20 protein-coding genes are annotated in these 23,579 nt (G+C 59.6%); 11 read left to right on the forward strand and 9 right to left on the reverse strand.

Features of this window, described 5'->3' with window-relative positions:
* Nucleotides 1-6: 6 nt before the first annotated feature.
* The 3 genes from SynPROSU1_RS08420 to SynPROSU1_RS08430 form a co-directional block, all read right to left on the reverse strand.
* Complete coding sequence (locus tag SynPROSU1_RS08420; RefSeq protein ID WP_186570125.1) at nucleotides 7-729, reverse strand: response regulator transcription factor; 723 nt, start codon at nucleotides 727-729, stop codon at nucleotides 7-9.
* A 102-nt stretch (nucleotides 730-831) separates the two neighbouring features.
* The gene (locus tag SynPROSU1_RS08425; RefSeq protein ID WP_186570126.1) at nucleotides 832-1,251 is read right to left on the reverse strand and encodes a hypothetical protein; all 420 of its coding nucleotides are present in this window, start codon (nucleotides 1,249-1,251) and stop codon (nucleotides 832-834) included.
* A gap of 41 nt (nucleotides 1,252-1,292) precedes the next feature.
* On the reverse strand, nucleotides 1,293-2,486 hold the full coding sequence (locus tag SynPROSU1_RS08430; protein WP_186570127.1) for an ABC transporter substrate-binding protein: 1,194 nt from the start codon (nucleotides 2,484-2,486) through the stop codon (nucleotides 1,293-1,295).
* On the opposite strand from SynPROSU1_RS08430, the gene SynPROSU1_RS08435 reads away from it, so the two are divergent.
* Complete coding sequence (locus tag SynPROSU1_RS08435) at nucleotides 2,463-3,692, forward strand: hypothetical protein (RefSeq protein WP_186570128.1); 1,230 nt, start codon at nucleotides 2,463-2,465, stop codon at nucleotides 3,690-3,692. The two genes, SynPROSU1_RS08430 and SynPROSU1_RS08435, sit on opposite strands and share 24 nt — an antisense overlap.
* On the opposite strand, the gene SynPROSU1_RS08440 is transcribed toward SynPROSU1_RS08435, so the two are convergent.
* The gene (locus tag SynPROSU1_RS08440; protein WP_186570129.1) at nucleotides 3,670-5,319 is read right to left on the reverse strand and encodes an AarF/ABC1/UbiB kinase family protein; all 1,650 of its coding nucleotides are present in this window, start codon (nucleotides 5,317-5,319) and stop codon (nucleotides 3,670-3,672) included. The genes SynPROSU1_RS08435 and SynPROSU1_RS08440 overlap by 23 nt on opposite strands.
* A gap of 50 nt (nucleotides 5,320-5,369) precedes the next feature.
* On the opposite strand from SynPROSU1_RS08440, the gene SynPROSU1_RS08445 reads away from it, so the two are divergent.
* Genes SynPROSU1_RS08445 through SynPROSU1_RS08455 form a run of 3 tightly spaced genes read left to right on the forward strand, consistent with a single transcriptional unit; the run spans nucleotide 5,370 to nucleotide 8,291 of the window.
* A complete protein-coding gene (locus SynPROSU1_RS08445) occupies nucleotides 5,370-6,773 on the forward strand; it encodes an aminotransferase class I/II-fold pyridoxal phosphate-dependent enzyme (RefSeq protein ID WP_186570130.1) in 1,404 nt (467 codons plus the stop codon).
* Between the two features lie 46 nt (nucleotides 6,774-6,819).
* Nucleotides 6,820-7,350 carry a septal ring lytic transglycosylase RlpA family protein gene (locus tag SynPROSU1_RS08450; RefSeq protein WP_186570131.1) on the forward strand — a complete coding sequence of 177 codons (531 nt, stop codon included), beginning with the start codon at nucleotides 6,820-6,822 and terminating at the stop codon, nucleotides 7,348-7,350.
* A gap of 56 nt (nucleotides 7,351-7,406) precedes the next feature.
* The gene (locus tag SynPROSU1_RS08455; RefSeq protein WP_255444578.1) at nucleotides 7,407-8,291 is read left to right on the forward strand and encodes a phosphatidate cytidylyltransferase; all 885 of its coding nucleotides are present in this window, start codon (nucleotides 7,407-7,409) and stop codon (nucleotides 8,289-8,291) included.
* Nucleotides 8,292-8,316: 25 nt separating this feature from the next.
* Here the strand turns inward: SynPROSU1_RS08455 and SynPROSU1_RS08460 are convergent, their stop codons facing one another.
* The 5 genes from SynPROSU1_RS08460 to SynPROSU1_RS08480 all read right to left on the reverse strand — a co-directional run bounded on the left by SynPROSU1_RS08460 (nucleotide 8,317) and on the right by SynPROSU1_RS08480 (nucleotide 14,125).
* A complete protein-coding gene (locus SynPROSU1_RS08460) occupies nucleotides 8,317-8,937 on the reverse strand; it encodes an LmeA family phospholipid-binding protein (RefSeq protein ID WP_186570132.1) in 621 nt (206 codons plus the stop codon).
* The gene (locus tag SynPROSU1_RS08465) at nucleotides 8,930-9,796 is read right to left on the reverse strand and encodes an alpha/beta fold hydrolase (protein WP_186570133.1); all 867 of its coding nucleotides are present in this window, start codon (nucleotides 9,794-9,796) and stop codon (nucleotides 8,930-8,932) included. Before SynPROSU1_RS08465 ends, SynPROSU1_RS08460 begins: the two co-directional genes overlap by 8 nt.
* A complete protein-coding gene (locus SynPROSU1_RS08470; protein WP_186570134.1) occupies nucleotides 9,793-10,893 on the reverse strand; it encodes an iron-containing alcohol dehydrogenase family protein in 1,101 nt (366 codons plus the stop codon). Before SynPROSU1_RS08470 ends, SynPROSU1_RS08465 begins: the two co-directional genes overlap by 4 nt.
* Nucleotides 10,893-13,433, reverse strand: coding sequence for an ATP-dependent Clp protease ATP-binding subunit (locus SynPROSU1_RS08475; RefSeq protein ID WP_186570135.1), 2,541 nt, complete (start codon nucleotides 13,431-13,433; stop codon nucleotides 10,893-10,895). The genes SynPROSU1_RS08470 and SynPROSU1_RS08475 overlap by 1 nt, the downstream gene beginning before the upstream one ends.
* 173 nt (nucleotides 13,434-13,606) lie before the next feature.
* Nucleotides 13,607-14,125: a GNAT family N-acetyltransferase gene (locus tag SynPROSU1_RS08480; RefSeq protein WP_186570136.1), complete on the reverse strand. Its 519-nt coding sequence runs from the start codon at nucleotides 14,123-14,125 to the stop codon at nucleotides 13,607-13,609.
* 3 nt (nucleotides 14,126-14,128) lie between these two features.
* Here SynPROSU1_RS08480 and lysA point away from each other — a divergent pair, with 3 nt between their 5' ends.
* From lysA to SynPROSU1_RS13845, 7 genes are all read left to right on the forward strand, one after another.
* Nucleotides 14,129-15,508: a diaminopimelate decarboxylase gene (gene lysA, locus SynPROSU1_RS08485; RefSeq protein ID WP_186570137.1), complete on the forward strand. Its 1,380-nt coding sequence runs from the start codon at nucleotides 14,129-14,131 to the stop codon at nucleotides 15,506-15,508.
* A gap of 22 nt (nucleotides 15,509-15,530) precedes the next feature.
* A complete protein-coding gene (gene cdaA / locus SynPROSU1_RS08490) occupies nucleotides 15,531-16,361 on the forward strand; it encodes a diadenylate cyclase CdaA (RefSeq protein WP_186570138.1) in 831 nt (276 codons plus the stop codon).
* Entirely contained in the window at nucleotides 16,358-17,140 is a 783-nt protein-coding gene (locus SynPROSU1_RS08495; protein WP_186570139.1) for an isoprenyl transferase, read from the forward strand. The genes cdaA and SynPROSU1_RS08495 overlap by 4 nt, the downstream gene beginning before the upstream one ends.
* A complete protein-coding gene (gene bioB, locus SynPROSU1_RS08500) occupies nucleotides 17,137-18,129 on the forward strand; it encodes a biotin synthase BioB (protein WP_186570140.1) in 993 nt (330 codons plus the stop codon). The genes SynPROSU1_RS08495 and bioB overlap by 4 nt, the downstream gene beginning before the upstream one ends.
* Nucleotides 18,130-19,016: 887 nt before the next feature.
* Complete coding sequence (locus tag SynPROSU1_RS08505) at nucleotides 19,017-19,424, forward strand: cupin domain-containing protein (protein WP_255444579.1); 408 nt, start codon at nucleotides 19,017-19,019, stop codon at nucleotides 19,422-19,424.
* Between the two features lie 1,382 nt (nucleotides 19,425-20,806).
* On the forward strand, nucleotides 20,807-21,760 hold the full coding sequence (locus tag SynPROSU1_RS08510; protein ID WP_186570142.1) for a rhodanese-related sulfurtransferase: 954 nt from the start codon (nucleotides 20,807-20,809) through the stop codon (nucleotides 21,758-21,760).
* 617 nt (nucleotides 21,761-22,377) lie between these two features.
* On the forward strand, nucleotides 22,378-23,556 hold the full coding sequence (locus tag SynPROSU1_RS13845; RefSeq protein WP_222929869.1) for a hypothetical protein: 1,179 nt from the start codon (nucleotides 22,378-22,380) through the stop codon (nucleotides 23,554-23,556).
* Nucleotides 23,557-23,579 lie beyond the last annotated feature (23 nt).

Here is a 23,579-nt window from a genome sequence, read left to right on the forward strand (position 1 = left end):
TCGCCCTCAGCCGAAGCGGTAACCGAAGCCGCGAACCGTACGGATCAACTGGGGGGATGAAGGCTCGTCCTCAACCTTTTCCCGCAGCCAGCGAATGTGCACATCCACGGTCTTGGTGTCACCGACGAAATCGACACCCCAGATGTTCTCCAGCAGCTGATCGCGACTCCAGACGCGCTTGGGGTTCTGAATGAACAACTCCAGAATTTTGTATTCCTTGGGGGAGAGGGTCAGATCCACGTCATCCCTGGTGACCCTGCATTCATTGGGGAACAGACAGAGGTTGGCGTAGCTGTGGGATTCCGCGGGAGAGGCCTCCGTTTGACGGGAACGGCGCAGCAACGCCCTACAGCGCGCCACCAACTCACGCAGCCCGAAGGGTTTGACCAGGTAATCGTCCGCACCCAACTCGAGCCCGAGCACCCGGTCGGTTTCACTGTCGCGGGCACTGATCACGAGGATCGGGGTGATGTTGTTGAAGCGACGAAGCTCTCGGCAGAAATCAAGCCCACTAAGACCTGGAAGCATCAGGTCAAGCACAATCAGATCCACCGGATCAGAGGTTGCAGCCATCACCAAATTGAGAGCGGCTAAGCCATCTGCACTGGTGAGCACCTCATAGCCCTCCGAGCGCAGGGCCTCACCAACCGTTTCCCGAATGCTGTCGTCGTCTTCCACCACCAGAAGCCTGCAGGTGGAAATGGCCGCGGACACGGTTGTCACGTCCAAAAAGGCAGATACAGCTTCATTCTGTCGATAGCCTTTGCCCTAGAGCGAGAAAAGCGGCTTCGCTTAAGGGCTTCAGAAGACGAATCAAATGAGAAGACAAGATCAGAAGAATTCGTCGAAATTGTCGAAATCAACAGCCTTGAAATTGCCCTGTTCCACCTGTTGCATCAGTCGCTCGAGCTGAGCGAACAAGGCTCCACCCGTCAGCAACGACAACAGAAGAGCCACCAGAAGGGCGGCGCCTGCGGCGAAACCGAAGATCTGAAGGCAGCAGCCGATGAACAACGTCACACCGATCAGAGTGCCGCCGTAACTGAGGTTGATCTCAACTGTCCCCAGAGGCAACAGGGGGAGCCGGTCCTGCTTCCAACCATCCAATTTGTTCTGCACTTGGCGACCGAAGGTCAAACCGCAGAGCACTCCCATCAACAAGCCAATACCAGCCAGCAAGTAGGGCGGCTGGGGCAGGGTCATCATCTGGAGCAGCTGTTCAAGCTCCTGGGCGCTGATCTCCTCAGGCATCGACGCCGATCACAAAGAACAGCGACCTTAGCGATCTCAGCTCAAGGTTCCCAGCTTTGTGAGCCAAGAAAGGTGAGTTCGACAAAGTCACTGGCGTCATGATCATCCCGACCCATCTGAAGGCGAAAGCCTCCCAGATCGAGATCACGGATGGACTCCAGGGCTTGGACGAGGGCTTGACGGGACGGATTCTTGCCGGCTCGCTCAAGCGCTTCAGTGATCATCCGCGCCGCGAGATAGCCCTCAAAACTGGTGAAGCCAAAACCCGATGATTTATCACTCAACCGCAAACAGCGTTGATAGTCAGCCACAACAGGAATCCAGCGATTCCAGGGGAACGGAACCACCTGGGCCACACCGATGCCATTGGCTTCGCCGACCGGCATCGCCTTCTGCAGAGCCTGGGTGCCCACAAACGACACATTCATGATCTGAGCGCGGCTGCCCCGATTCCGCAGTGCACTGGACAGGGCAGCAGAACTCACATACGCAGAAACGAGCACGATTCCGTTGGGATTGGTCGCTATCAGATCGTCCAGTGCTTCTCCCACCTGGGCTGAATTGCGCTGCACAGTGGTGACAACAACGGGTTTCAACCCGTGGCGGCTGAGGGCGGCCAGGGCACCGTCGAGACCATCCTGACCAAAGGCATCGTCCTGATAAACAATCGCAATGCGATGGTGCGCATCGCGCACCAGCTCATCGACCATCGCCGCGATCTCACGTCGATAACTGGTGCGCATGTTGAACACCATGCGTAGGTCAGGCTGTCGGAACAAACTGGCCCCGGTCATGGGAGCCACCAATGGCACCGAAGCCTCCTCAATCAAAGGAAGCGCGACCTTGGTCGTGGGCGTGCCCACGTAACCGAACAACGCCAGCAGATCATTGCGATTCAACAATTGACGCGTGTTGATCAGCGTCTGAGGCGGCTCGTATTTGTCATCAAGACTGATCAACTGAATTTTGCGACCGTGAATCCCTCCCTCACGGTTCACAGCCTCAAACCAGGCCAACGCCCCGCGTCGATAGTCCAAACCGAGTTGCGCCGAAGGGCCTGAGAGTGGCAATGACTGGCCAAGCACCAGAGCGTTGGGATCTGTCCCGCCTCCGGAGGACTGGGCGGCGACTGGGCGAGGTTGAAGCAGCGTCAGCAGTCCACTGCTCAACAACACCCAGCACGTCAGAGTGATGCCAGAACTGCGCCGCAGATGGCCTCCAAGAAACAGAAGCACTGGAACATTCTTGCCGTTGTTTCAATTCTGCTTGCCGGTCTTCTGGCGTTCTCCGGCATCAACAGGCTTGATGTGGGTCGTGTCCCCAGCCGTGATGCGTTGCGGTTGTCATCGGCATCGCGGGCCCTGACGACAGACAGTCGCCGGATGCGCGGAGACGGCTGGACCTCCCTGCGGGGAGAAAAGCTTTCGGACCAGGAGATGGTCCTGGATCAACAGGGTCTGGAGGAGGCGGACTATCACGTGCAGGTGGGGATTTACGCCACCAGCACCTACGACCTGGACCTGAGCATCCCCAGTTACTCCTCCAACGGTTACGTCTGGATGCGCTGGGGAGAAGAGCTGCAGAGCTACCTGAGCGAGCGGGATCAAACGATTGAACAGGGAATCACCTTGGTGAACGGATTGCTCTCCGACGCCGATCCAGTGCTGACGCCAATGTCATCGGCCCCTGTGCACAACGACGACGGAACCTATTACCAACTGTTCAGCTACATCGGCCGCTTTTACATCGACAAGGCCAGCTTCAGGCACTTTCCCTTTGTGACCGTGAGTCTGCCCCTTGTTCTGGAAATGGAGGATGTGAATGGTGCCCTCGACTATCCCCATTTCCGCTTCGAACCCGACATCCAGAACAGTGGAATGGGACTGTTCGCGGAAATCATCGGCTGGTTGAACCGGGGCTGGTCCATTGCCGAATACAGGCACAACTACGCCACCAATTTCGGATTGGGAGGCAGCGCGGATGACTACAGCCTAGTGATCTTCGACATCTCTTTTGGCACCTCATCCTGGTCAGCGTTCTGGCGGTTGATGCTCCCCCTGCTGGTGGTGATGGCCATGGTTTTGCTGGTGTTCAAAGTCCGTGCGGATGAACAGGACGCCCGCGCAGGAATTCCAGTCACCGTGCTGTTGACCCTGGTGTTCCTCCAGCAGACCTATCGGGAAGAACTCCCCGACTTGCCATTCCTCACCTTTCTGGATCAGGTGTACGTCATCGCCTATGTGGTCACCCTGCTGGCCTTCATCCTGGTGATCTTCATCGGACGGCGTTACGGGGAGTTGGACGAGATGCCCGAAGGCGACGCCAAGAACCGCAAACAGCGACGCCTGGAGCAATTGGACGAGATCTGGCCACTCACCGTTGTGATCTTCAGCTCCATCAGCATCTTCGGCTGCTGGATCACGCTGCCGCCAGGGGGTTGAGGCGTTGAAGCAGACCACCGGCCAACCGCCCGGGGCCGAAGGTTCGCCCAAGCAGACCAACCAGGGCACGAACGTCGTCGGTGTGCAGTCGGTCGTCACGGATCAACGTCATCAGCAGACGCCGGCGCAGGTCGGCACCATCGCGGCTGAACAGCAGCCGTAAGCCGGCACCGGCGACAGGAATCAGCTCCTTGCCAGGGGCGGGTGCGTCCTGGCCGACCACCGCTAGAAGGCTTTCCAGCCGATCCAAGCGCAAGCGACCTGACTCATCAAAAATCACCTCAAGCAGCTTCTCGCGCATCTCGCTGGTGTCTCCCGCGAGCAGTCGACGGGCCACATAGGGATAGGCGATGGCAATGATCTTGAAGTCGGGATCGAGCCGCAAAGCCAGTCCTTCCTGGCTGACGACCGCACGGATGATCAACGCGAAGCGGGCCGGCACCCGGAAGGGGTAATCGAACATCAACTCTGAGAATCGATCGGTGATCGCCTTGAAGTTGAACGAACCAACCGAATCGCCAAGGCTGCCTCCGAGCACTTCCTCCAGCGCAGGAATGATCGGGGTGAGATCAGCGGTGGGGCTGAGAAAACCAAGGGATTGGAAATCCTGAGCCAAACCGCAGAAATCACGGTTGATCAGATGCACCACTGCACCCGTCAAGGTGAGACGGTCGCTGTCGCTGATGGAGTCCATCATGCCGAAGTCGACATAGCCCACATGGCCGAGATCCCCAGTACGACCAGGCATTGCGAAAAGATTGCCGGGGTGGGGGTCAGCGTGGAAGTAGCCAAACTCCAGCAATTGCTGAAGGCCGCAGATCACACCCGTGCGGATCAACGCTGTTGGATCAAGTTGCTGTGAACGCAGCTCGTCGCTGTCGCGCATTTTGGCGCCATCGATCCAGGTGGTGGTCAAGACCCTGGTGGAGCTGAGCATCCGCTCCACCTTCGGGACATAAACGGCATCGTTCTCAGCGAAAAGGCCAGAAAACCTCTCGGCGTTGGCCGCTTCCAGGCCGTAATCGATCTCCTCAAACAAGCTGCGGCCAAACTCATCGATGATTCCGCCGAGGCCGAAGCCGAGATTGAGCGGCAGGAGTGGAGCCGTCATGACACCGAGCGCGCGGATCAGCACCAGATCCCGCCGCAGGATGAAGGTGAGGTTGGGTCGCTGCACCTTGACCGCAACCCAGTGCTGGCCCTGCAAGCGGGCTTTGTAGACCTGCCCGAGGCTGGCGGCTGCGATCGGCTTGTCGGGAAACTCCGCAAACAACTCATCGGCGGGAGCACCGAGCTCCTCACGAATGCATTCCAGGGCAGTGGCATGGGGAAAGGCCGGCAGGTCGTCCTGCAGACGCGTCAATTCCTCCAGCCAATCCCGACGCACCAGGTCTGGTCGGGTGGAGAGAGCCTGCCCCAGTTTGATGAAACAAGGCCCCAGCCCAGTGAGGGTGTTGAGAATGCGTCGTGCCAGACCCTGCTGGACGGCGGGGTCGCTGCTGCCTCCGCGCAGCAGCAACACCAAAACCAGGCCCGCAAGGGACCAGAGCACCTGCACCAGACGCGGGATGGCGACCCAGGGACGCAGTAGCAACCAGCCCAGATCCCGCCCGGGGTCGTAACGCATCGCATGGAGCTGAATACAGAGAGAGACTTTAAGGAGATCAGGCGGATTCGATGGCGCTTCTGCCCCAGCTCACCCGTCGGCTCGGTGAGCCTCTCTTTCTGCCGGCCCATGGCCGGGGGGCCGCGCTTCCTGAAGGGCTGCGTCAGTTGCTGCGACGCCGCGCTGGCATCTGGGACCTACCGGAACTACCCGGCCTCGGCGGTCCGCTGGAACCAGATGGTGCCATCGCCGAAAGCCAACGCTGCGCCGCGGCTCAGATGGGTGTGGCGCGCTGCTGGTACGGGGTGAACGGGGCCACGGGATTGCTTCAGGCCGCTCTTCTGGCGATGGTCAGGCCAGGGGAGCGGGTGCTGCTTCCTCGCAACGTCCATCGCAGCCTGATTCAGGCTTGCGTTCTTGGGGATCTGCAGCCGGTGCTGTTCGATCTTCCGTTTCAGAGTGACCGGGGGCAGCCTGCGCCGGTGGATTCCGTCTGGATTGAACGGGTGCTGGAGGCACTGCCGTCCGATGGAGCACCCATCCGCGCTGCGGTTCTGGTGCATCCCACGTATCAGGGTTATGCCAACGACCCCACAGAGGTGATCCAGCATCTGCAGCAGCGGGGCTGTTGCGTGCTGGTGGATGAAGCCCACGGCTGTCATTTCGCCGCAGGGGTGAACCATCCCTTGCCCCCCAGCGCTTTGCGCTGCGGCGCTGACCTCGTGGTGCATTCGCTGCAGAAATCAGCCGCAGCCCTGGCGCAAACGGCGGTGCTCTGGCTGCAGGGGGAGCGTCTGGATCCCGCGCGTGTGGAACGCAGCCTGGGCCTGCTGCAAACAACAAGCCCCAGTGCGCTGCTGCTGGCCTCCTGTGAAGAAGCCCTTCAACACTGGCAGCGGCGCAAGGGGCGCCAAGAACTGCTGCAGCGTCTTGAAGACGCAGAAGAGCTCGCCGGCGTCTTGCACAAGTACGGAGTGCCCCTGCTGCACAACCAGGACCCGCTGCGCCTAATCCTGCACACGGGGCAGGCGGGCATCACCGGCCTGGATGCCGACACCTGGTTCATGCCCAGAGGACTCGTGGGCGAACTGCCAGAACCAGCAACCCTGACCTTCTGCCTGGGGCTGGCCCGGCACCGAGGGCTGGGGCGCCAGATGAAGCAGCACTGGAAGGAGCTCCTGCGTGCATACCCCGACCGCGATCCACTGCCACCGTTTGAGGCACCGCCGCTTCCGCTGGTCACCACCACGGAGCACTCACCTGCCAAGGCTTGGCATGCAGAGCATCAGCGCGTGGCATTGAACAAAGCGGGCGGCTGCGTAGCGGCGGAATTGCTGTGTCCTTACCCCCCGGGCATCCCACTGCTCGTCCCCGGTGAGCGACTGGATCGCAACAGGCAAGCCTGGCTCGAACGCCAGCGGCTGTTCTGGGGTGACCAGATCCCCGACAGTCTTTGTGTGGTTAGTGGGGGGTGAAATCCAGCCCCACAGCCGCTTCAATCCATGCATTCGGCTGTGGTGGATGAAACCTCTGACCTGGCTGGTGCTGATGTTGCTGATCGGCCCCTCCGTTGGGGCCAGCCCCAATGGTGAGGAATTCATGATCGAGGACATCGATCAGATCACCGAGATCAAGGTGGTCGAGCCGACCACCAACATCATCAAGATCAAGAAAGTCAAACCGGTCAGGCCGTTGCCACTGCCTCCTCCCAGCCCTGTGGCGACCAAAACCGCCAAACAGAGCAAGCTGATCCAAGTGGTTCAGGGAGCCGCGAGCTGGTATGGGCCGGGGTTCTACGGCCGAACAACAGCGAACGGTGAGCGCTTCCGAAAGGGCACGTTGACGGCTGCCCATCGGACACTCCCGTTCGGAACCCGAGTGCGCGTCACCAATCTGAGCAATGGCCGCAGCGTTGTGGTGCGGATCAATGACCGTGGACCGTTCAAGTACCACCGGGTGATCGATCTCGCCCATGGCGCCGCATCACAGCTCAAGATGATGCAAGCGGGGGAAGTGCCGGTCAAGCTCGAGATTCTCAAGTCATCGCCCTGAAGCAGCGCAAAGCACGCCAGACGATCCCAGCCATGGGCAATTGATAGCCTCAATTGATGAAGCCTCCAATCAGCGTGATCCGTGAGGTTGTCTTTGATCAGAGCCAAGCGCCAGCGGCCCGTGCAGTGCTGCGCAAGCGGCTGATCAGTGGCTTGGGTGTCGGCGGTTTTGGCCTGCTGGTGGTGAGTTTGGGGGGATGGTGGTTTACCGCTGCGCTGGGGGGGATGGTGCACCTCGGCCTCCTGGAGTTCTTCCGGATGGCCCAGTTCAAGGGGATCCGCCCCGCCACCAAAACAACCTTGGTGGCCTGTCAACTGCTGCTGTTCACCACCCAATGGACGATGCAGGGGGGGCTACCAGAAGCCGTAGCCTCCGCCGTTCTGCCTTTGTCAGGAGCAGCCATCTGCGGCTGGCTACTGCTGCAACCGGTCACGGGCTCCATCGCTGACATCGCAGCATCAATTTTCGGTTTGTTTTACCTGGGGTTTCTGCCCAGTCACTGGTTGAGTCTGCGTGGTCTTGAGGACGGTCTGGCCATCACCCTGTCGGCCTGCCTGATGATCGTGGCCACCGACATCGGCTCCTGGGCCGTCGGACGGCGTTACGGCCAGCGGCCACTTTCTCCAATCTCCCCCAGGAAAACCATCGAAGGCGCCATTGGCGGCTTCCTCTCAGCGATGTTGGTGGGCCTGATCTGCGGCCAACTGATGGGCTGGCCCTTGCATGGCCTGCCGGGCCTGCTGCTGGGCGCATTGATCGCACTGTTCGCGTTGGTGGGAGACCTGACGGAATCAATGATGAAACGCGATGCTGGCGTGAAGGATTCCGGTGACGTTCTGCCCGGCCATGGCGGGATCCTGGACCGCATCGACAGCTATCTGTTCACCCCCGCGGTGGTTTATTACGCCATCGCCCTCTGCCAGCCTCTACTGGCGCAATAGCAAGGTCTCAACAACAGATCACCGCTTAGGGCGTGACGCTGGCATGCCCTTTGAGGGCCAGCTGGCCACCAGTGAGCTGGGCATGCTCGATCCGAATAGCAGGGTCCATCGGCAGCAGGGTGCGGGGTTGATCTGCCGTCTCGGGCCTGAAACACAAGGTGCCCTGCTCGGCATTGAGGCGGAACCGACGCCGGGCGGGATCTTGATGGGCAGCGACGGCCACCTGCAACTCGATCAGATCCGTGTCGATGCTCAGGGCCCCTAACGGGCTGAGACCCATCAACTGCTCGGCCATCCAGTCACCGAGCCAACGCCAGGGCTCGGCAAGCAAAGCCTTATTCAGCTGACGGCCGTTGAAGCTGACCTCTCCCTCCACCTGAAAGGGCTGCTGCAACGCCAACATCTGGCCCGGACTCAGCAGCTTCATGTCCACCGCAATCGGACCGCTACACAAGTAAACGCTCTGCAGAGGCAGCCCCTGAAAACAAACGTCCCGGGCATTCAGGGACACGCCGTCCAGACGTCCCCGCAATAGGGACCAGCTGGATCCGATCAGCTTGAGTTCGAGACTGCCGAGGCTGTCGCAGCGGCTGCGAATCCAGAGCCGAAGAGCCCCGGCCAAGACATTGAGAAGAGGGTCAGCCACAGGCCAAAAGCGAATGACAGCGCTCAGCCACCACGTGGGGCTGATCGATGTGGGGGAGGTGACCGCAGGCGGGGAAGGTTTCCACCGGCTGATCCAGCAGCGCCTGCAGCGCCTGTTTCTGCGGAGTGCGCAAAATACGGTCGTTCGCTCCCCAGATCACATGCAGTGACTGGGTTGGCAGGGGGTCTCCACATCCGGCGAAACCACCGCTACGGGCAAAGGCCGCCAACGCTTCAGACCAGCCCGGGCATTGCAGATGCAACGAAGCGATCTGCTCTTCTGGCGCTCCCACATCGGCATCGGGATCCGCGAAGGCCTGGCGACACAAACCCCGTCGCACCCCAGGACGAGCCAGGAACCAGGCACCGAAACGATCCAAAAGGGGAGGCACAGGCATCGGACGCCCCGTCAGGCCCGCTGGTGCCAGCAGCACAAGAGAACCCACCCGCTGAGGGTGGCGCCGGGCGAGTTCCACCGCGACGGAGCCGCCCATCGATGCACCAATCAACCCCAGCGGAGCCTCAGACGGGAGCCTCTCCAGCACTGCATCGAGATGACGTAGGACCGGTTCCGGTCCGTACTCCATCCCCAAGGGACGCGGGGAGAATCCGAATCCGAACAGGTCGGGGATGAACAGTTGAAAACGATCCGCCAGAAGCGGAGCCAAGCGTCGGTATTCAAGAAAACTGCTGTCGAAACCATGCAGCAGCAGCAACGGGGTTCCCTGACCAAGTACCGCCACTGGGAACGGATCATCAAGGCCCAGGCTGGGCAAATCCCACCATTGGACTTGGGCGGCCAGAGATTGGGCCTGCGGGTCAAGCAGAGCCGGGCGCAGTTGATCCAGGAGCGTCTTCAAAGGCTGATGGGGCTGAGCTCAGCTGCACCGACAAGGGCTTCCAGCAAAGCACCAGGCGTGACAGAGAAGGGCAGGTGATGCAAATCAGAGCCTTCGCGGCAGGCAAAGCGACACACCTCCTGCAACTGACTGAGGCTGGCTTCCGCCAGGCCCAAATCATCTAGACACACCGGCAGGCGAAGCTGTTGAAGCAGCGGCAAAAGCTGACGGTGCGCCTGTGCTGCAAGGCGATTTCCACCAAGGCGTTCTTCCAAGCGAAGCTGCACCAGGATGCCAAAGCCCACTTTCTCCCCATGGAGAATTGGGTGGCATGCCTCCAATTGGGTGAGTCCGTTGTGGACGGCATGGGCTGCGACGGTGCGGCAACGGGCACCCCCAAGCCCGCCCATCACCCCGGCGGTGAGAGCACAGGCTTCTGCGGTGCGCACCCAGGCGGCACTCCCTGCATCCTCCAGCGCCTTGGGGCTGTCGATCAACAGCTGATCCCGAAGCACCCGGGCCATCTGCACGGCCTGCTGCACCAGTCCATCGGTGCTGTCGCCGCTGCTCACAGAAGCTTCGTACCACTTGGCCAAGGCATCAGCAACACCGCTGGCGAGGGTGCGAGGAGGGGCCTGGCGCACTAAGCCGTGATCAAAGACAAGAAGGTCAGGGCATCGACCCAGGGCCACATCCCTCTCGAATGCACCCTTCGATGAGTAAACGTTGGCCAGAGCTGTCCATCCAGCACAGGTGGAGGCACTCAGGGGAACGGTGATGCATGGCAGCTCAAGACGATGGGCGAGGAGCTTGCCGGCATCGAGAACCTTGCCACCTCCAGCCGCCAGGACGGCATCACAGCCTCCTAATCCCGACGCCAGACGTTGGAGATCCTGCTCACAGCAATCGAAATGAAGCTGATCCTGCAGGGGACTGAGCCCGTGGGATTTCAGATCAGTGACAAGACGCTGACGGTGGGCCTCAGTGGAAACACTGCGGCCGAGCACCAGGGGACGGGTACAGAGGGATGCGATCTGAGGCAAGGCCTCATCCCAAGCTCCATCCCCCCGCAACACGTTGGCGGGGGCGATGGCGTGGGACGAGATGGATCGAACCATCAGAGGCTTGCACCTGCCAGTTGCGGTTCCGCATTCACCTGACCTTTGTGGCGAACCACAACCTTCTTGTTCTCGTCGACATCAACCTCGGCATGATCGCCGTCCTTGATCCGTCCCGACAGCACCTCTTCAGCGAGGGAATCTTCGAGAAGACGCATGACGGCACGACGCAGAGGACGTGCGCCATAGGCGGGGTTGTATCCCTCCTCCACAAGGCGTTCCTTGAAGGCATCGGACACGGTGAGGGTGATGCCCTTTTCGCCCATGCGACCAAAGACTTCTTTGAGCATGATCTCGGCGATTTCCTTGACCTCCTCGCGGTTGAGCTGACGGAAGACAATGATCTCGTCGAGACGGTTAAGGAATTCAGGACGGAAGTACTGCTTGAGCTCCTCGTTCACCAAGGAACGAATCCGGGTGTACTGAGATTCTTCAGCGCTTTCCCCGGAGAACTCAAAGCCGAGGCCACCGCCTCCCTTCTCGATCACCTTCGAACCAATGTTCGACGTCATGATGATCAGGGTGTTCTTGAAGTCGACCGTGCGGCCCTTGGAATCGGTCAGGCGACCATCTTCCAGGAGTTGCAGCAGGAGGTTGAACACATCAGGGTGCGCTTTTTCGATTTCATCGAAGAGCACAACGGTGTAGGGGCGACGACGCACGGCCTCGGTGAGCTGCCCGCCTTCGTTGAAGCCCACGTAACCCGGAGGCGAGCCAATCAGCTTGCTGACCGTGTGGCGCTCCATGAACTCCGACATGTCGAGGCGGATCATGGCCTCTTCACTGCCGAAGAAATAGGTAGCCAGAGCTTTGGTGAGCTCGGTTTTACCGACACCGGTGGGTCCGGAGAAAATGAAGCTGGCGATCGGCCGGTTGGGGTTCTTCAACCCAACACGGGCCCGGCGGATGGCCTTGGACACGGCCTTCACCGCCTCGTCCTGACCAATCAGACGCTGATGGAGGGTCTCCTCCATGTTGAGCAGCTTGACCGACTCGCTTTCGGTGAGCTTCTGAACCGGAACACCAGTCCATGAGGCAACGATCTGGGCGATGTCCTCCTCATTCACCATCGGAGAGCTGTCTGAGGCAACGGCTTCAGACGCAACGGCTTCACCGGATTCAGGGGTGGCATTGGGCTTGACCTCGTCTTTATTGGCCTGGAGCAGGGAACGGATCTGCTCGCGCAGCTCCACTTCCTTCTCACGCAGCTCACCAGCCTTGGTGAAATCCTGATCGCGAACGGCGTCCTCCTTTTCTTTCTGAACAGAACGGAGCTCCTTGTCGACCTCTTTCGCGGCGGGAGGCAACTTCGAATTCAGCAGGCGCACCCGGGAACCTGCTTCATCGATCAAGTCGATGGCCTTATCAGGCAGGAAGCGATCCGAGATGTAGCGATCACCAAGGGTTGCCGCCGCCACAAGTGCTTCGTCTGTGATCTTGAGGCGGTGATGCTGCTCGTAACGCTCGCGAAGACCGCGCAGGATCTCGATGGTGTCGTCGATGGACGGCTCACCGACATTGACGGGCTGGAAACGCCGTTCCAGCGCAGCATCCCGTTCGATGTGCTTGCGGTACTCATCAAGGGTGGTGGCGCCGATGCATTGGAGCTCACCCCGGGCTAGGGCCGGCTTGAGAATGTTCGCTGCATCAATGGCACCCTCGGCGGCACCTGCACCGATCAGGGTGTGAACCTCGTCGATCACCAGGATCACGTTCCCGGCCGACTTGATCTCCTCCATGATTTTCTTGAGGCGTTCCTCGAACTCACCCCGGTATTTGGTGCCTGCAACAAGCAGACCAATGTCGAGGGTCAGAACGCGCTTGTCTTCAAGAATGTCGGGGATGTCGCCCTGCTGGATGCGCTGGGCAAGGCCCTCAGCGATAGCGGTCTTTCCAACGCCGGGCTCACCGATCAGAACAGGATTGTTCTTGGTTCGGCGACCGAGAATTTGGATGACGCGATCGATTTCGTTGTGACGACCCACAACGGGGTCGAGTTTCGCTTCCGTGGCGAGCTGGGTGAGGTTGTTGCCGAACTCATCCAGGGTGGGAGTTTTGGTGGATCCCTTTCCGCCGCCGCCACCGCCACCGGCGGACACTTCGGCGGTTTCACCCAACATGCGGATGACCTGGGTGCGCACCTTGGCCAGGTCAACACCAAGGTTCTCAAGCACTCGAGCAGCTACACCTTCGCCTTCCCGAATCAGGCCGAGCAGCAGATGCTCTGTTCCGATGTAGTTGTGACCGAGTTGGCGGGCCTCCTCCAGGGAAAGCTCAAGAACACGCTTGGCACGTGGTGTGAAAGGAATTTCAACGGCAACAAAGCCCGACCCACGCCCGATGATCTTTTCAACCTCCACTCGGGCATCCTTGAGGTTGACCCCCATGGACTTAAGGACTTTGGCGGCAACACCTGTACCTTCGCCAATTAGGCCGAGGAGAATCTGTTCGGTTCCAACAAAGTTGTGGCCAAGCCTGCGAGCCTCTTCCTGGGCCAGCATGATCACTTTGATGGCCTTCTCGGTGAAACGTTCGAACATCGCTGGGCCAATGCAGTGATGTCACTAAGCTATCAGGGTTGTGGGATCGCCGCGAGTGTTCGGTTTGTACGGTCACTTTCCAGTCTGAGACTGGCCTGAAGCGCACTAAAAATAACAATGAATCCCACAAGATTCACAGCATTTTTTGTCTCCCAGGGACGGGAAACCGAACATCAACGATCCACCGACGTTGGCGGCGGCGGTAACTGGATGCGACACCACTGAATGAGGGCATCACGACCATCGGAGTAGTACCCGAAACGGGTGCCTGCGGTACGGAAACCGTTTCTGGCGTAGAGCGCCAGAGCGGCGACATTGTCGCTGGCAACTTCGAGGGTTGCGTGCTCGGCACCGGCCTGTCGTGCCCGTTGCAACAGTGCTCGCAAAAGCGAACCTCCATGGCCGTGGCGGCGCCCTGCCGGATCCACAGCCACTGCTGTGATGTGGAGTTCATCAGCCACCAGCCAGCCACAGGCCAGCCCCAGCAGTGCTTCGGACACAACAAGACCGATGCAAAGGCGCCTGGGGTCGTCCAGCTCTCGCCGCCATTGCTCAGCAGTCCACAACCCATTGAGAGCGCGCTGATCCAGAGCAAGACAGGCTTGCTGCCATGAGGGGTCAAGACGCAGGATCTGCGGGGTTGATCCACCCAGCGCAGGGTCGATTCCTAGATTGCCCTTCGACGCCGCCACTCCGTGACCCAAACCATCACCAGTCAACGGCCCTTCGAGGCGAACCGGGATGCGGAGAGCCCCAATCGCAATCTGACCCCGATCACCACCGAACTCGATTCCACGGATCGCCTGGTGATTGGAGGCTGCCAGCTCAGCGACTTAGCTGAGCGCTACGGCACACCTTTGTATGTGTTGGATGAGGCGACCGTTCGCACCACCTGCCGGGCCTACCGCCAAGCCCTGGCCAAGCACTACGCAGGCCCAGCCCTTCCGATCTACGCCTCCAAAGCCAACAGCTCCCTGGTGATGAGCAACCTTGCGGCCTCCGAGGGCATGGGTCTGGATGCCGTTTCCGCCGGTGAACTGCTGACGGCGCTGCGCGGGGGGATGCCTGGAGAGCGGATGGTGCTGCACGGCAACAACAAAGCCGACGACGAGCTGCTGCTCGCCTACGCCAACAAGGTGACGATCGTTGTGGACAACCAACACGATCTGGATCGCCTGGCCGAACTGGTGCCCGCCGGAGCCGAACCAGCTCGGCTGATGCTGCGCTTTACCCCAGGCATCGAGTGCCATACGCACGAATACATCCGCACGGGTCACCTGGACAGCAAGTTCGGCTTCGATCCCGACCAGGTGGAACCGGTGCTGCACAGCCTTGTGGGACAACCCTGGGCGCAACTCACCGGCCTGCACGCCCACATCGGATCCCAGATTTTTGAACTCGAGCCCCACCGGGATCTGGCCGCGGTGATGGCTGACAAACTGAAGCTGGCCCGCGACCTGGGCCATCCCGTGGACGACCTCAACGTGGGGGGCGGACTGGGGATCCGCTATGTGGAATCTGATGACCCCCCGAGCATTGAGCAGTGGGTTCAGGTGGTAGCCGAAGCCGTCACAGCAGCATGCAAGGAGCGTGGGCTCGCGCTGCCGCGGTTGATGTGCGAACCGGGCCGTTCTCTAGTAGCGACAGCCGGTGTCACCCTTTACACGGTGGGGGCCCGCAAAACAATCCCCAACGTGCGGACCTACGTGGCCATCGACGGCGGAATGAGTGACAACCCCCGGCCGATCACCTACCAATCGCTTTACACCTGTTGCCTGGCCGACAGGCCCCTGGCCCAGGCCGACGAAAGCGTGAATCTGGTAGGCAAGCACTGCGAATCAGGCGATGTGCTGCTGAAGGACCTTCCCCTGCCCAGCACCAAGAGCGGCGACATCGTGGCTGTGTTTGCGACCGGTGCCTACAACGCCTCGATGAGTTCGAACTACAACCGGATCCCGAGGCCCGCCGCCGTTCTGGTGCACGATGGCTCGGCGGAGCTGGTTCAGAAGCGGGAGCAGCCGGATGACCTGCTGCGCTACGACGTTTTGCCAGAACGATTCAACGCGTTACGTTGAGGTCAGTGATGAGAAGGGCGGAGTGAACGTGTTGGCGGTGGTGGATCCGCGCCTGGTGCTCGACGTTCTTTTCGCCTCTTCCATCGGCTTTCTTCTGTTCTCCCGCGTCAACGAACAGCGCACCCTTTGGTTGCTCCGAGGTTGGCTGTTTCTCGTGGCCATGGCCTGGTTTGTCCAGCGCTTCGCCAACCTGCCCCTCACCACAAAACTGGTGGACGCGCTCGTGATGGCCTGTTCGCTGTCACTGGCGATTCTTTGGCAGGGGGAGCTGCGTCGCTTGATGGAGCTGCTGGGAACCGGACGTCTGGCCGTGTTGCTGGGAAATCCCCAAAAAGAGTTCCGCGCTTCAGCCGGCACCGTGAGCCAGATCACCGATGCCGCGGGTCGGCTGTCTCAGCTGCGACGGGGTGCCTTGATCGTTGTTGATCTGGGAAGCGACCTCAGGCCCGAAGATTTTCTCAATCCTGGCGTTGCCATCGGAGCCGTGCTGAGCCGCGAGCTGATGCTGAATCTGTTTGCCGCCGACACCCCGCTCCACGATGGTGCCGTGCTGGTGCGGGGCAATCGGATTGAATCGGCAGGCGTGATTCTTCCGCTGTCAAGGCACAGCGTGAGTCGTTTCGGCACACGCCATCTGGCGGCCCTTGGCATTACCGAACGCTTTGATCGCTGCATCTGCATCGTGGTGTCCGAAGAGACAGGAACACTGTCTCTGGCCAACCAAGGCAAGCTGGAACGGCCGATCACCAGCTCTCGCCTCCAGGAACTTCTGCAGGAGCTGTTCAGCAACGCCGAATCGATGCCTCCGGCACGACGTACGGTGGGAAGCTCTCCGTCCGAATCGCTGTCTTGAGCCGCCCTCCGGCCACCAGCACTGACACGGCCGCTCGTTCGCTTCTCCCTGCGGACCTCGACCCAGGCCGGCTCCCGCAGCACGTGGCCTTGATCATGGATGGCAACGGTCGCTGGGCGAAATCGCGCGGGCTACCACGAATGATGGGGCACCGTGCCGGTGTCGAGGCGCTGAAATCCACCCTGCGGCACTGCAGTGACTGGGGCATCCAGGCCTTAACGGCCTATGCCTTCTCCACGGAGAACTGGTCACGCCCGGGGGAGGAGGTGAATTTCCTGATGACCCTGTTCGAACGGGTGTTGCAGGCTGAACTCAAGGCCCTGGAAGCCGAACAGGTGAGGATTCGCTTTCTCGGAGATCTCGAGGCCCTGCCTCAGAAACTGCAACAGCTGATCCATGACGCCACGGCGCGTACAGCGGCCAACAAAGGCATTCATTTCAACGTTTGCACCAACTACGGAGGGCGCAGGGAACTGGTGCAGGCCGCTCAGCGCCTGGCCCGACGCGCTGCAACCGGAGAGCTGGATGCCGACAGCATCGACGAGAACAGCATCGCCGCTGAATTGTTTACCGCGGGCGAGCAGGATCCCGATCTATTGATCCGCACCAGCGGTGAATACCGCATCAGCAATTTTCTGCTCTGGCAGCTGGCCTACGCCGAAATCCACGTCACCGATGTGCTCTGGCCCGACTTCGATGCCGCCGCCTTGAAAGAGGCCCTTCTTGATTTCCAACGCCGCAACCGCCGCTTCGGCGGCCTCGATCCAATCCGCCCATGACGCTCAGCATCCGCCACGACTGGACCACCGAGGAGATCCAGACCCTGCTGGAACTGCCCTTGATGGAGCTGCTTTGGCAGGCACAAACCGTTCATCGGGAAGCCAACCCTGGCTATCGGGTGCAGCTGGCCTCGCTGCTGAGTGTGAAAACAGGGGGTTGCGAGGAGGACTGTGCCTACTGCTCCCAGTCGATCCACAACAGCAGTGATGTGTCGGCCTTTGAGGCCCAGATGCAGGTGGAACCGGTGCTGCAGCGCGCTCGAGCCGCCAAGGAGGCCGGTGCCGATCGCTTCTGCATGGGCTGGGCCTGGCGCGAAATCCGCGACGGTGCACCCTTCGAAGCGATGCTTGAGATGGTGCGGGGAGTGCGCGGCATGGGCATGGAGGCCTGTGTGACCGCAGGGATGCTCACCGATCAACAGGCCGGACGGTTGGCCGAGGCCGGGCTCACGGCCTACAACCACAACCTCGACACCAGCCCCGAGCACTACGACCGGATCATCTCCACACGCACATATCAGGAACGGCTTGAAACGCTGGAGCGTGTGCGCAATGCGGGTGTCACCCTTTGCTGCGGCGGCATCATCGGCATGGGTGAAACCCTGCGGGACCGAGCCTCGATGCTGCAGGTGCTGGCCAGCATGAACCCCCATCCTGAAAGCGTGCCGGTGAATGGGCTGGTGGCTGTCGAGGGCACGCCTCTGGAGGAGCAAGCCCCCTTTGAACCCTTGGAGCTGGTGCGGATGGTGGCGACCGCGAGAATCCTGATGCCCCACGCCCGGGTGCGGTTGAGCGCCGGGCGTGAATCGATGAGCCGCGAGGCCCAGATTCTTTGCCTTCAAGCGGGAGCCGATTCCATTTTCTACGGCGATGTGTTGCTCACCACCGGCAACCCGGATGTGGAAGCCGACCGCCAGCTGCTCGTCGATGCGGGGGTCACCGCCAACTGGCAGGAGGAAGCAGCTGCTCCCGCAAGTTGTTCTCCCTGACAGCCAGAAAGCATCCTTCGGATCTGCGTGGTCGTGAGATTCAACGGCAGAAGATGTTCGTCACCAAAGCAAACTCTCGATACCGCTGTGGATGACTCGCTGCCCGATCGCATGGGCCATCCTTCCGGCTGGAGAGCCTCAGCGATGGCATGACGTTGTCGAGATCAAACTTCCGGGAGAAGGCTTCCAACAAGGCCATGGAATGGTCTACAGGTGCGTTATTCAGGCATCATAAATTTTGCATCCTGGAGCAGTTGGTGATACACCGCAACGCTCTTCCCAATACAGATCATGCTGGGACTTGCTGACTTGTCGATTTTCGGGAGCCTGCTTGGGCTGCCGTTGATCGGTGAAGCCAAGAGGGATGCAGGTATCAAAAAAACCTGAACAGATTGTGATCATCACCTTCCTTGCTGCTGATTTCGGTCTACTCCTCTCGGCCACAAAAACAATAGGTACTTAACCCGAATCAAGACATCAAAAAGGTCGACTCACAAGCATGAGACGACCCGATTGGCTTGACCAAAATCAATGAAGAATTTGCAGACACTGCTGGACCAACGTCACAACTCAATAACCATGACCTCGCTTATCATGAAAACCCGTGTATGGCTGCATGCCTATTGGGGGAGGAACCGTTTTCTTGTCCTCCCATCCCAGAGCGCCCATGGCATGGGCAAATGCATCACCAAACCAAAGAAGAAAACCTCGCATGCTCACCTCTCTTGAAGATGAGAAATCTGTAGGACGGATGCCTGATTATTGACCATAGGTACTTAACCTTCAGCACCATCAAACAAAAAAAGACGCAGACACGACAGCCGCCAAACAACAATGGAGTAGAACAATCTCATCGCTCTAGAGCAATGCACAGCAAATGTTCTGGCATGGCCGTCGCCGGCATTTTGCTCCTGGCCGGCAGTGTGCTCGCTGCACCTCAGCCTGAGCTTCAGGAGTTGTTCAAGGCGAGTCGAACGCCGGGTGAACGGGTTGTGGCCTATCCGCAGGGAACACCGGAGATGCGGGTCTACCGGGTAAGGCTGCCGGTGGGAGCAGTCATTCCACTCCACACCCATCCGTCGCCGGTGGTTGTTGTGGTGACGAAGGGCGCGATGACCAATGTGCGCCTGGTGGACGGCATCGAGGTTGTGAGCGTGATCCGCCCCGGTGATGGCTTTCTCGAGGGCCATCCCGATGAACCGCATTACGTCACCAACAGGGGGCCTGAACCAGCAGAAGCGATGGTCACCTTCGCGAGCGCCGAAGGTCTTCCCAACATGATCCCGATGAAATAAGCCACCACGCCGATGTCGAGCGAGAGCTTCTCGTCAGCAGCGTTGCCCCATCTGGCGAAGCATCAACTTGGCGTCCTGCTCCGTTAGCGGTGACACCATGCGAAGCACCTTGCGATGAATCTCCTGGGGAGCGGTGACATGGTTTTGCATCGATCCCCAAGACTTCTCCCAGAGATCAACCAATTGATTCTTATGTTGCAGTGAAGGATGAAAGTTCATGCGTCGTCTGTATGAATGATCCGGATTGCATTGGCATAGATGCCAATTAGCATTGCTGCTAGCACAACAACCATGAATGGCTTGATCTCGTCTAGAAGTGTTCTAAAGGCATAGAAGTTCAACCACCTCCCTCAACTGAGTGATTGTTGAGCCCGCTTGTCTCCACCGAATGGGGGATGAATCACGGTCTCCCTTATTGCGCTCAAGGTCGTCCTGCACTGAATTCCGACCAGCAGCGACCCATGTAACGATCCCTTGACTGGCACACGGACTGGGCCGGTGCAGGGCTAGACCAAAGGCAGCCCTTCATCGAGGAGCCATGGTTGATCCCATCATCCTTCCAACACTGTTTGGCCTCTTTGTTCTTTCGGTCATTCTTGAGGCCGTGAAAGACGACCAACAGCGTCACCACCATCGCCGCTATTGAATGGTGATCGGCTGTTCTGCTCGACCCAAATGCGGGGTTGGCTAACGGTGCTTCCCCTTAACCAAGCCATGCGCGCTTGATCTGGACGACAGTTCCTTGATCACGGTTGCCGTGATGATCAGCGCTACAAAAACAAGTTCCATCGCGGCAGCCAATCAGTACTTGTCGTGAAACACAGTTCCGATGGCAGTTGCTGTGAAAACAACGGCGATCAAGGCGAGGGCCATGGACGGAAGCGGAGCACCCTTCCGTGATGGCATTGATGAGACGCAACCGGACGTATCGAAAAGCACCGTCCCCGTGAAATCGGCAGAAGTCACTACGACCGAACCTGACGAGCCAGCGTCAAAACCAAATACACCGTCACCAAAGCCAGGAGTGCAATCACGAACCGTCTCCGACCAACAGCACTGTTCAGGCCAAAGGATCGTGCTGGTTCAGTCACCTGGGTGAGCCACTTGCTACCAAGCCGGAGCAAAACACTGCAAGAAAGACTCATTGTGGTTGGCATCCCCGTTGAGCTACACCGTGGTGGTCAGAGGCTCAGCCATGAAGATCGACAGCTCAAACGCTCAACCCATGGGAAGCCTCATCTTTGATGGAGAGCACAAGCCTTTCCATGCCCTGGCCTGTCCACTGCGGCCTGCCTCGGTGCGCATCATCAGCAGGAAAGCCTGAAGAGACCAGACCCTCGCCGTCTTGATGCAGGCTGGAGGGGTGTTGAACCTGGTGCATCGTGGACCCGAGCTGCCAAGAGCCCGTGCTGGCGAACGACAGCCGACTCCTGGTGGCAGCGTTCTATGCCTTCACTGCCCTGGATGACGAGCGTCGCGAGACGTTGCTGACCAGCTTGCCAAGCCTGGCTCGCGAAGGTGATGTGCTCGGCTCGGTGCTGGTGGCCCTGGAAGGGGTGAACGGCACGATCAGCGGACCAGAACCCGGCGTGAATGCCGTGCTGGACCACTTGCGCGCGTCTCTAGATCTCGGCGACGACCACTACGCGCGTCTCGAAGTGAAACGCAGCTGGGCCGACAAGCCGGTGTTCCGCCGCTTCAAGGCCCGGCGCAAAAAGGAGATCGTGACCATCGGCGTGACCAGCGTGGACCCCCACGCCAGCGTCGGCACCTATGTAGAGCCGGGCGACTGGAACGCGCTGGTGGATGATCCCAACACGCTGGTGATCGACACCCGCAACAGCTACGAAACAGCCATCGGCTCCTTCGACGGCGCCATCGACCCCGGCACCGAAAGCTTTCGCGATTTCCCGCAATGGGCGGAGACAACACTGAGGCCGCTGATGGAGGACAACGGCAACAAGCGCATCGCCATGTTCTGCACCGGAGGCATCCGCTGCGAAAAGGCCAGCAGCTACTTGCAGCAACAGGGCTTCGGGGAGGTGCACCACCTGCGCGGCGGCATCCTCAAATACCTGGAGCAAGTGCCGGAAGCCGAGAGCCGCTGGCAGGGGGAGTGCTTTGTCTTCGATCAGCGGGTAGCCCTGAACCACCGGCTTGAACCCGGTGAATACAGCCTCTGCCATGCCTGCGGCCTACCGGTTTCAGCCGAACAACGCGCACTGCCGAATTACATCAAAGGGGTGCAATGTGTGCATTGCCTGGATCGCTTCACCGACGCCGACCGGGCACGCTTCGCCATGCGGCAATGGCAAATTGATCAGATGCAGGCTTGAGCTGTTTCAACCCAACACCAGAGAAAGCCGTTAGTCCCTCAAGCTGGGGATGCCCAACGCATGCGAACTGACCAGAGGCAATCAGGGTGCTGCTGAGTCACGTGGATCGTGATGTCGACAAGAAGATAGACGATCGAAACATTTCCATCTCCAAAGCATTATCACCTCGGCCATGGGCCTGACCACGTTCCCTCCGATGACGGCGCTGACCTCCATGCTGGACGGCGGCAAAGGCGAGGCCATTCCGAGGCATGGGAAAATGCCATTTGCCTTGTGTAGGCACTGGATCTCAGCTTCATGCAGAAAGGGAACAATCTCCTGATCCGTGGTGTCGATAGCGTTAACAATTTGATGCGGGGAGTCAACAAGAATGACTTGCTCGCCAACTATCCCGACACATGCAAATCGCACCCGCCATCAGCGTCGAAGTTTTATAGAAAGGCAGACCATCAACACTCTCAATCGATCTCACTCTGCTGCAAGAACCAGCCAAAAAACAACCAGGAGCAAGCACTCTTCAAACGTTAAATCAAGGAAATTAAACCGCAGAGATGTATCACTAGATACATCTCTGCCAAAAAGGGAATTGCACGATTAGGAGTTGTGCAACCTGTCCAATGTTCGACGCCAACTCCTGCGCAGGCTTCATTGTTGAGCAGGCGGATCCGCTCGAGGGCGCTCAGTTCCGCTCCAGCAAGAGCAGCGGACTCGAGACCAAGACTGTGGTCAACGACAACATCATCACTGGCAAGGAAGTCCGCGCAGCCCATAAAGCCTGGACCGATGCCCTGGTCAGCATCAGCCAGACCAACAAGAAAGATGGCTTCAAAGCCGCCAAATCCCTTGCGGGGGATGTGATCGATGCGGCCTACGGCTATCAACTTGGTGCTGTGGCCTTCAAACCCACCTGGGCAAATGGCGACACCACCTTCCGCACCACCCGAGACGGAGCAGTGTCGTATTTCGTCGGCGGAGACAAAAACTTCGACGACCTCGGCTATGCCATCGGCAACAAACCAGATCCGGTGACCGGGGAGCGAAGCCCCTGGAAAAAATCATGGTTCGATCGCTCGGTGATGCGACTGGATGGCAACACCGCAACGGTTCAGGGGTTCATGTACACCAAGGATGAAGACGGCAACGTCGGCTACGTCGACAAGACCTGGGCATATCAAAAAGACGATGACGGAACAGTGCGCATCGTTCTGCACCATTCCTCCTCGCCCTACGTCTCTGTTGACGACCCCGATGAGCTGAAGGGCCGGAGAGTCAACAACCGCGGCTTCGATCCGGCCAACCAGATCAAGCGCAAGGAAGTGAAAGCAGCACAGAAGGCCTGGACCAACGCCCTGGTGTCGATCAGCCAGACCTACAAAGACGAAGGATTTGATGCCGCCAAATCCCTCGCCGGAGATGTTGTAGACGGCGCGTACGACTACCAAGTCGGTCCTGTCGCCTTCAAACCCACCTGGGCCTCCGGCAGTACCACCTTCCGCACAGGCCGCCGGGGGGCCGTGTCCTACTTCATCGGTGGTGACAAGAGGTTTGGAGACACTGGCTTTGCCATCGGCAACAAGCCCGACCCGGACACTGGAAAGCGCAGCCCCTGGAAAAAAGCCTGGACAGAGAATGCAGTGATTCGCCTGGATGGCGACACCGCCACCTCCATGGGCTGGATGTACTCGAAGGATGAAGACGGCAACGTCAGCAAAGTCGACAAGACCTGGACCTGGCGCAAGGACGATGACGGCAACCTCAGGATCGTGGTGCACCATTCCTCATCGCCCTACGCCTAAGCGCTGACACGGCATCGGACAAT

Source organism: Synechococcus sp. PROS-U-1 (assembly GCF_014279755.1).
GTDB lineage: Bacteria > Cyanobacteriota > Cyanobacteriia > PCC-6307 > Cyanobiaceae > Parasynechococcus.

What these genes read in the sequence shown, in the direction of transcription:
- SynPROSU1_RS08470 (WP_186570134.1), bottom strand. Translation starts at nt 10,893, where the DNA reads ATGGTTCGATCCATCTCGTCCCACGCCATCGCCCCCGCCAACGTGTTG.
- SynPROSU1_RS08505 (WP_255444579.1), top strand. Translation starts at nt 19,017, where the DNA reads ATGGCCGTCGCCGGCATTTTGCTCCTGGCCGGCAGTGTGCTCGCTGCA.
- SynPROSU1_RS08425 (WP_186570126.1), bottom strand. Translation starts at nt 1,251, where the DNA reads ATGCCTGAGGAGATCAGCGCCCAGGAGCTTGAACAGCTGCTCCAGATG.
- SynPROSU1_RS08475 (WP_186570135.1), bottom strand. Translation starts at nt 13,433, where the DNA reads ATGTTCGAACGTTTCACCGAGAAGGCCATCAAAGTGATCATGCTGGCC.
- SynPROSU1_RS08450 (WP_186570131.1), top strand. Translation starts at nt 6,820, where the DNA reads ATGAAACCTCTGACCTGGCTGGTGCTGATGTTGCTGATCGGCCCCTCC.
- SynPROSU1_RS08455 (WP_255444578.1), top strand. Translation starts at nt 7,407, where the DNA reads ATGAAGCCTCCAATCAGCGTGATCCGTGAGGTTGTCTTTGATCAGAGC.
- bioB (WP_186570140.1), top strand. Translation starts at nt 17,137, where the DNA reads ATGACGCTCAGCATCCGCCACGACTGGACCACCGAGGAGATCCAGACC.
- SynPROSU1_RS08435 (WP_186570128.1), top strand. Translation starts at nt 2,463, where the DNA reads ATGGCCTCCAAGAAACAGAAGCACTGGAACATTCTTGCCGTTGTTTCA.
- SynPROSU1_RS08445 (WP_186570130.1), top strand. Translation starts at nt 5,370, where the DNA reads ATGGCGCTTCTGCCCCAGCTCACCCGTCGGCTCGGTGAGCCTCTCTTT.
- SynPROSU1_RS08440 (WP_186570129.1), bottom strand. Translation starts at nt 5,319, where the DNA reads ATGCGTTACGACCCCGGGCGGGATCTGGGCTGGTTGCTACTGCGTCCC.
- SynPROSU1_RS13845 (WP_222929869.1), top strand. Translation starts at nt 22,378, where the DNA reads ATGTTCGACGCCAACTCCTGCGCAGGCTTCATTGTTGAGCAGGCGGAT.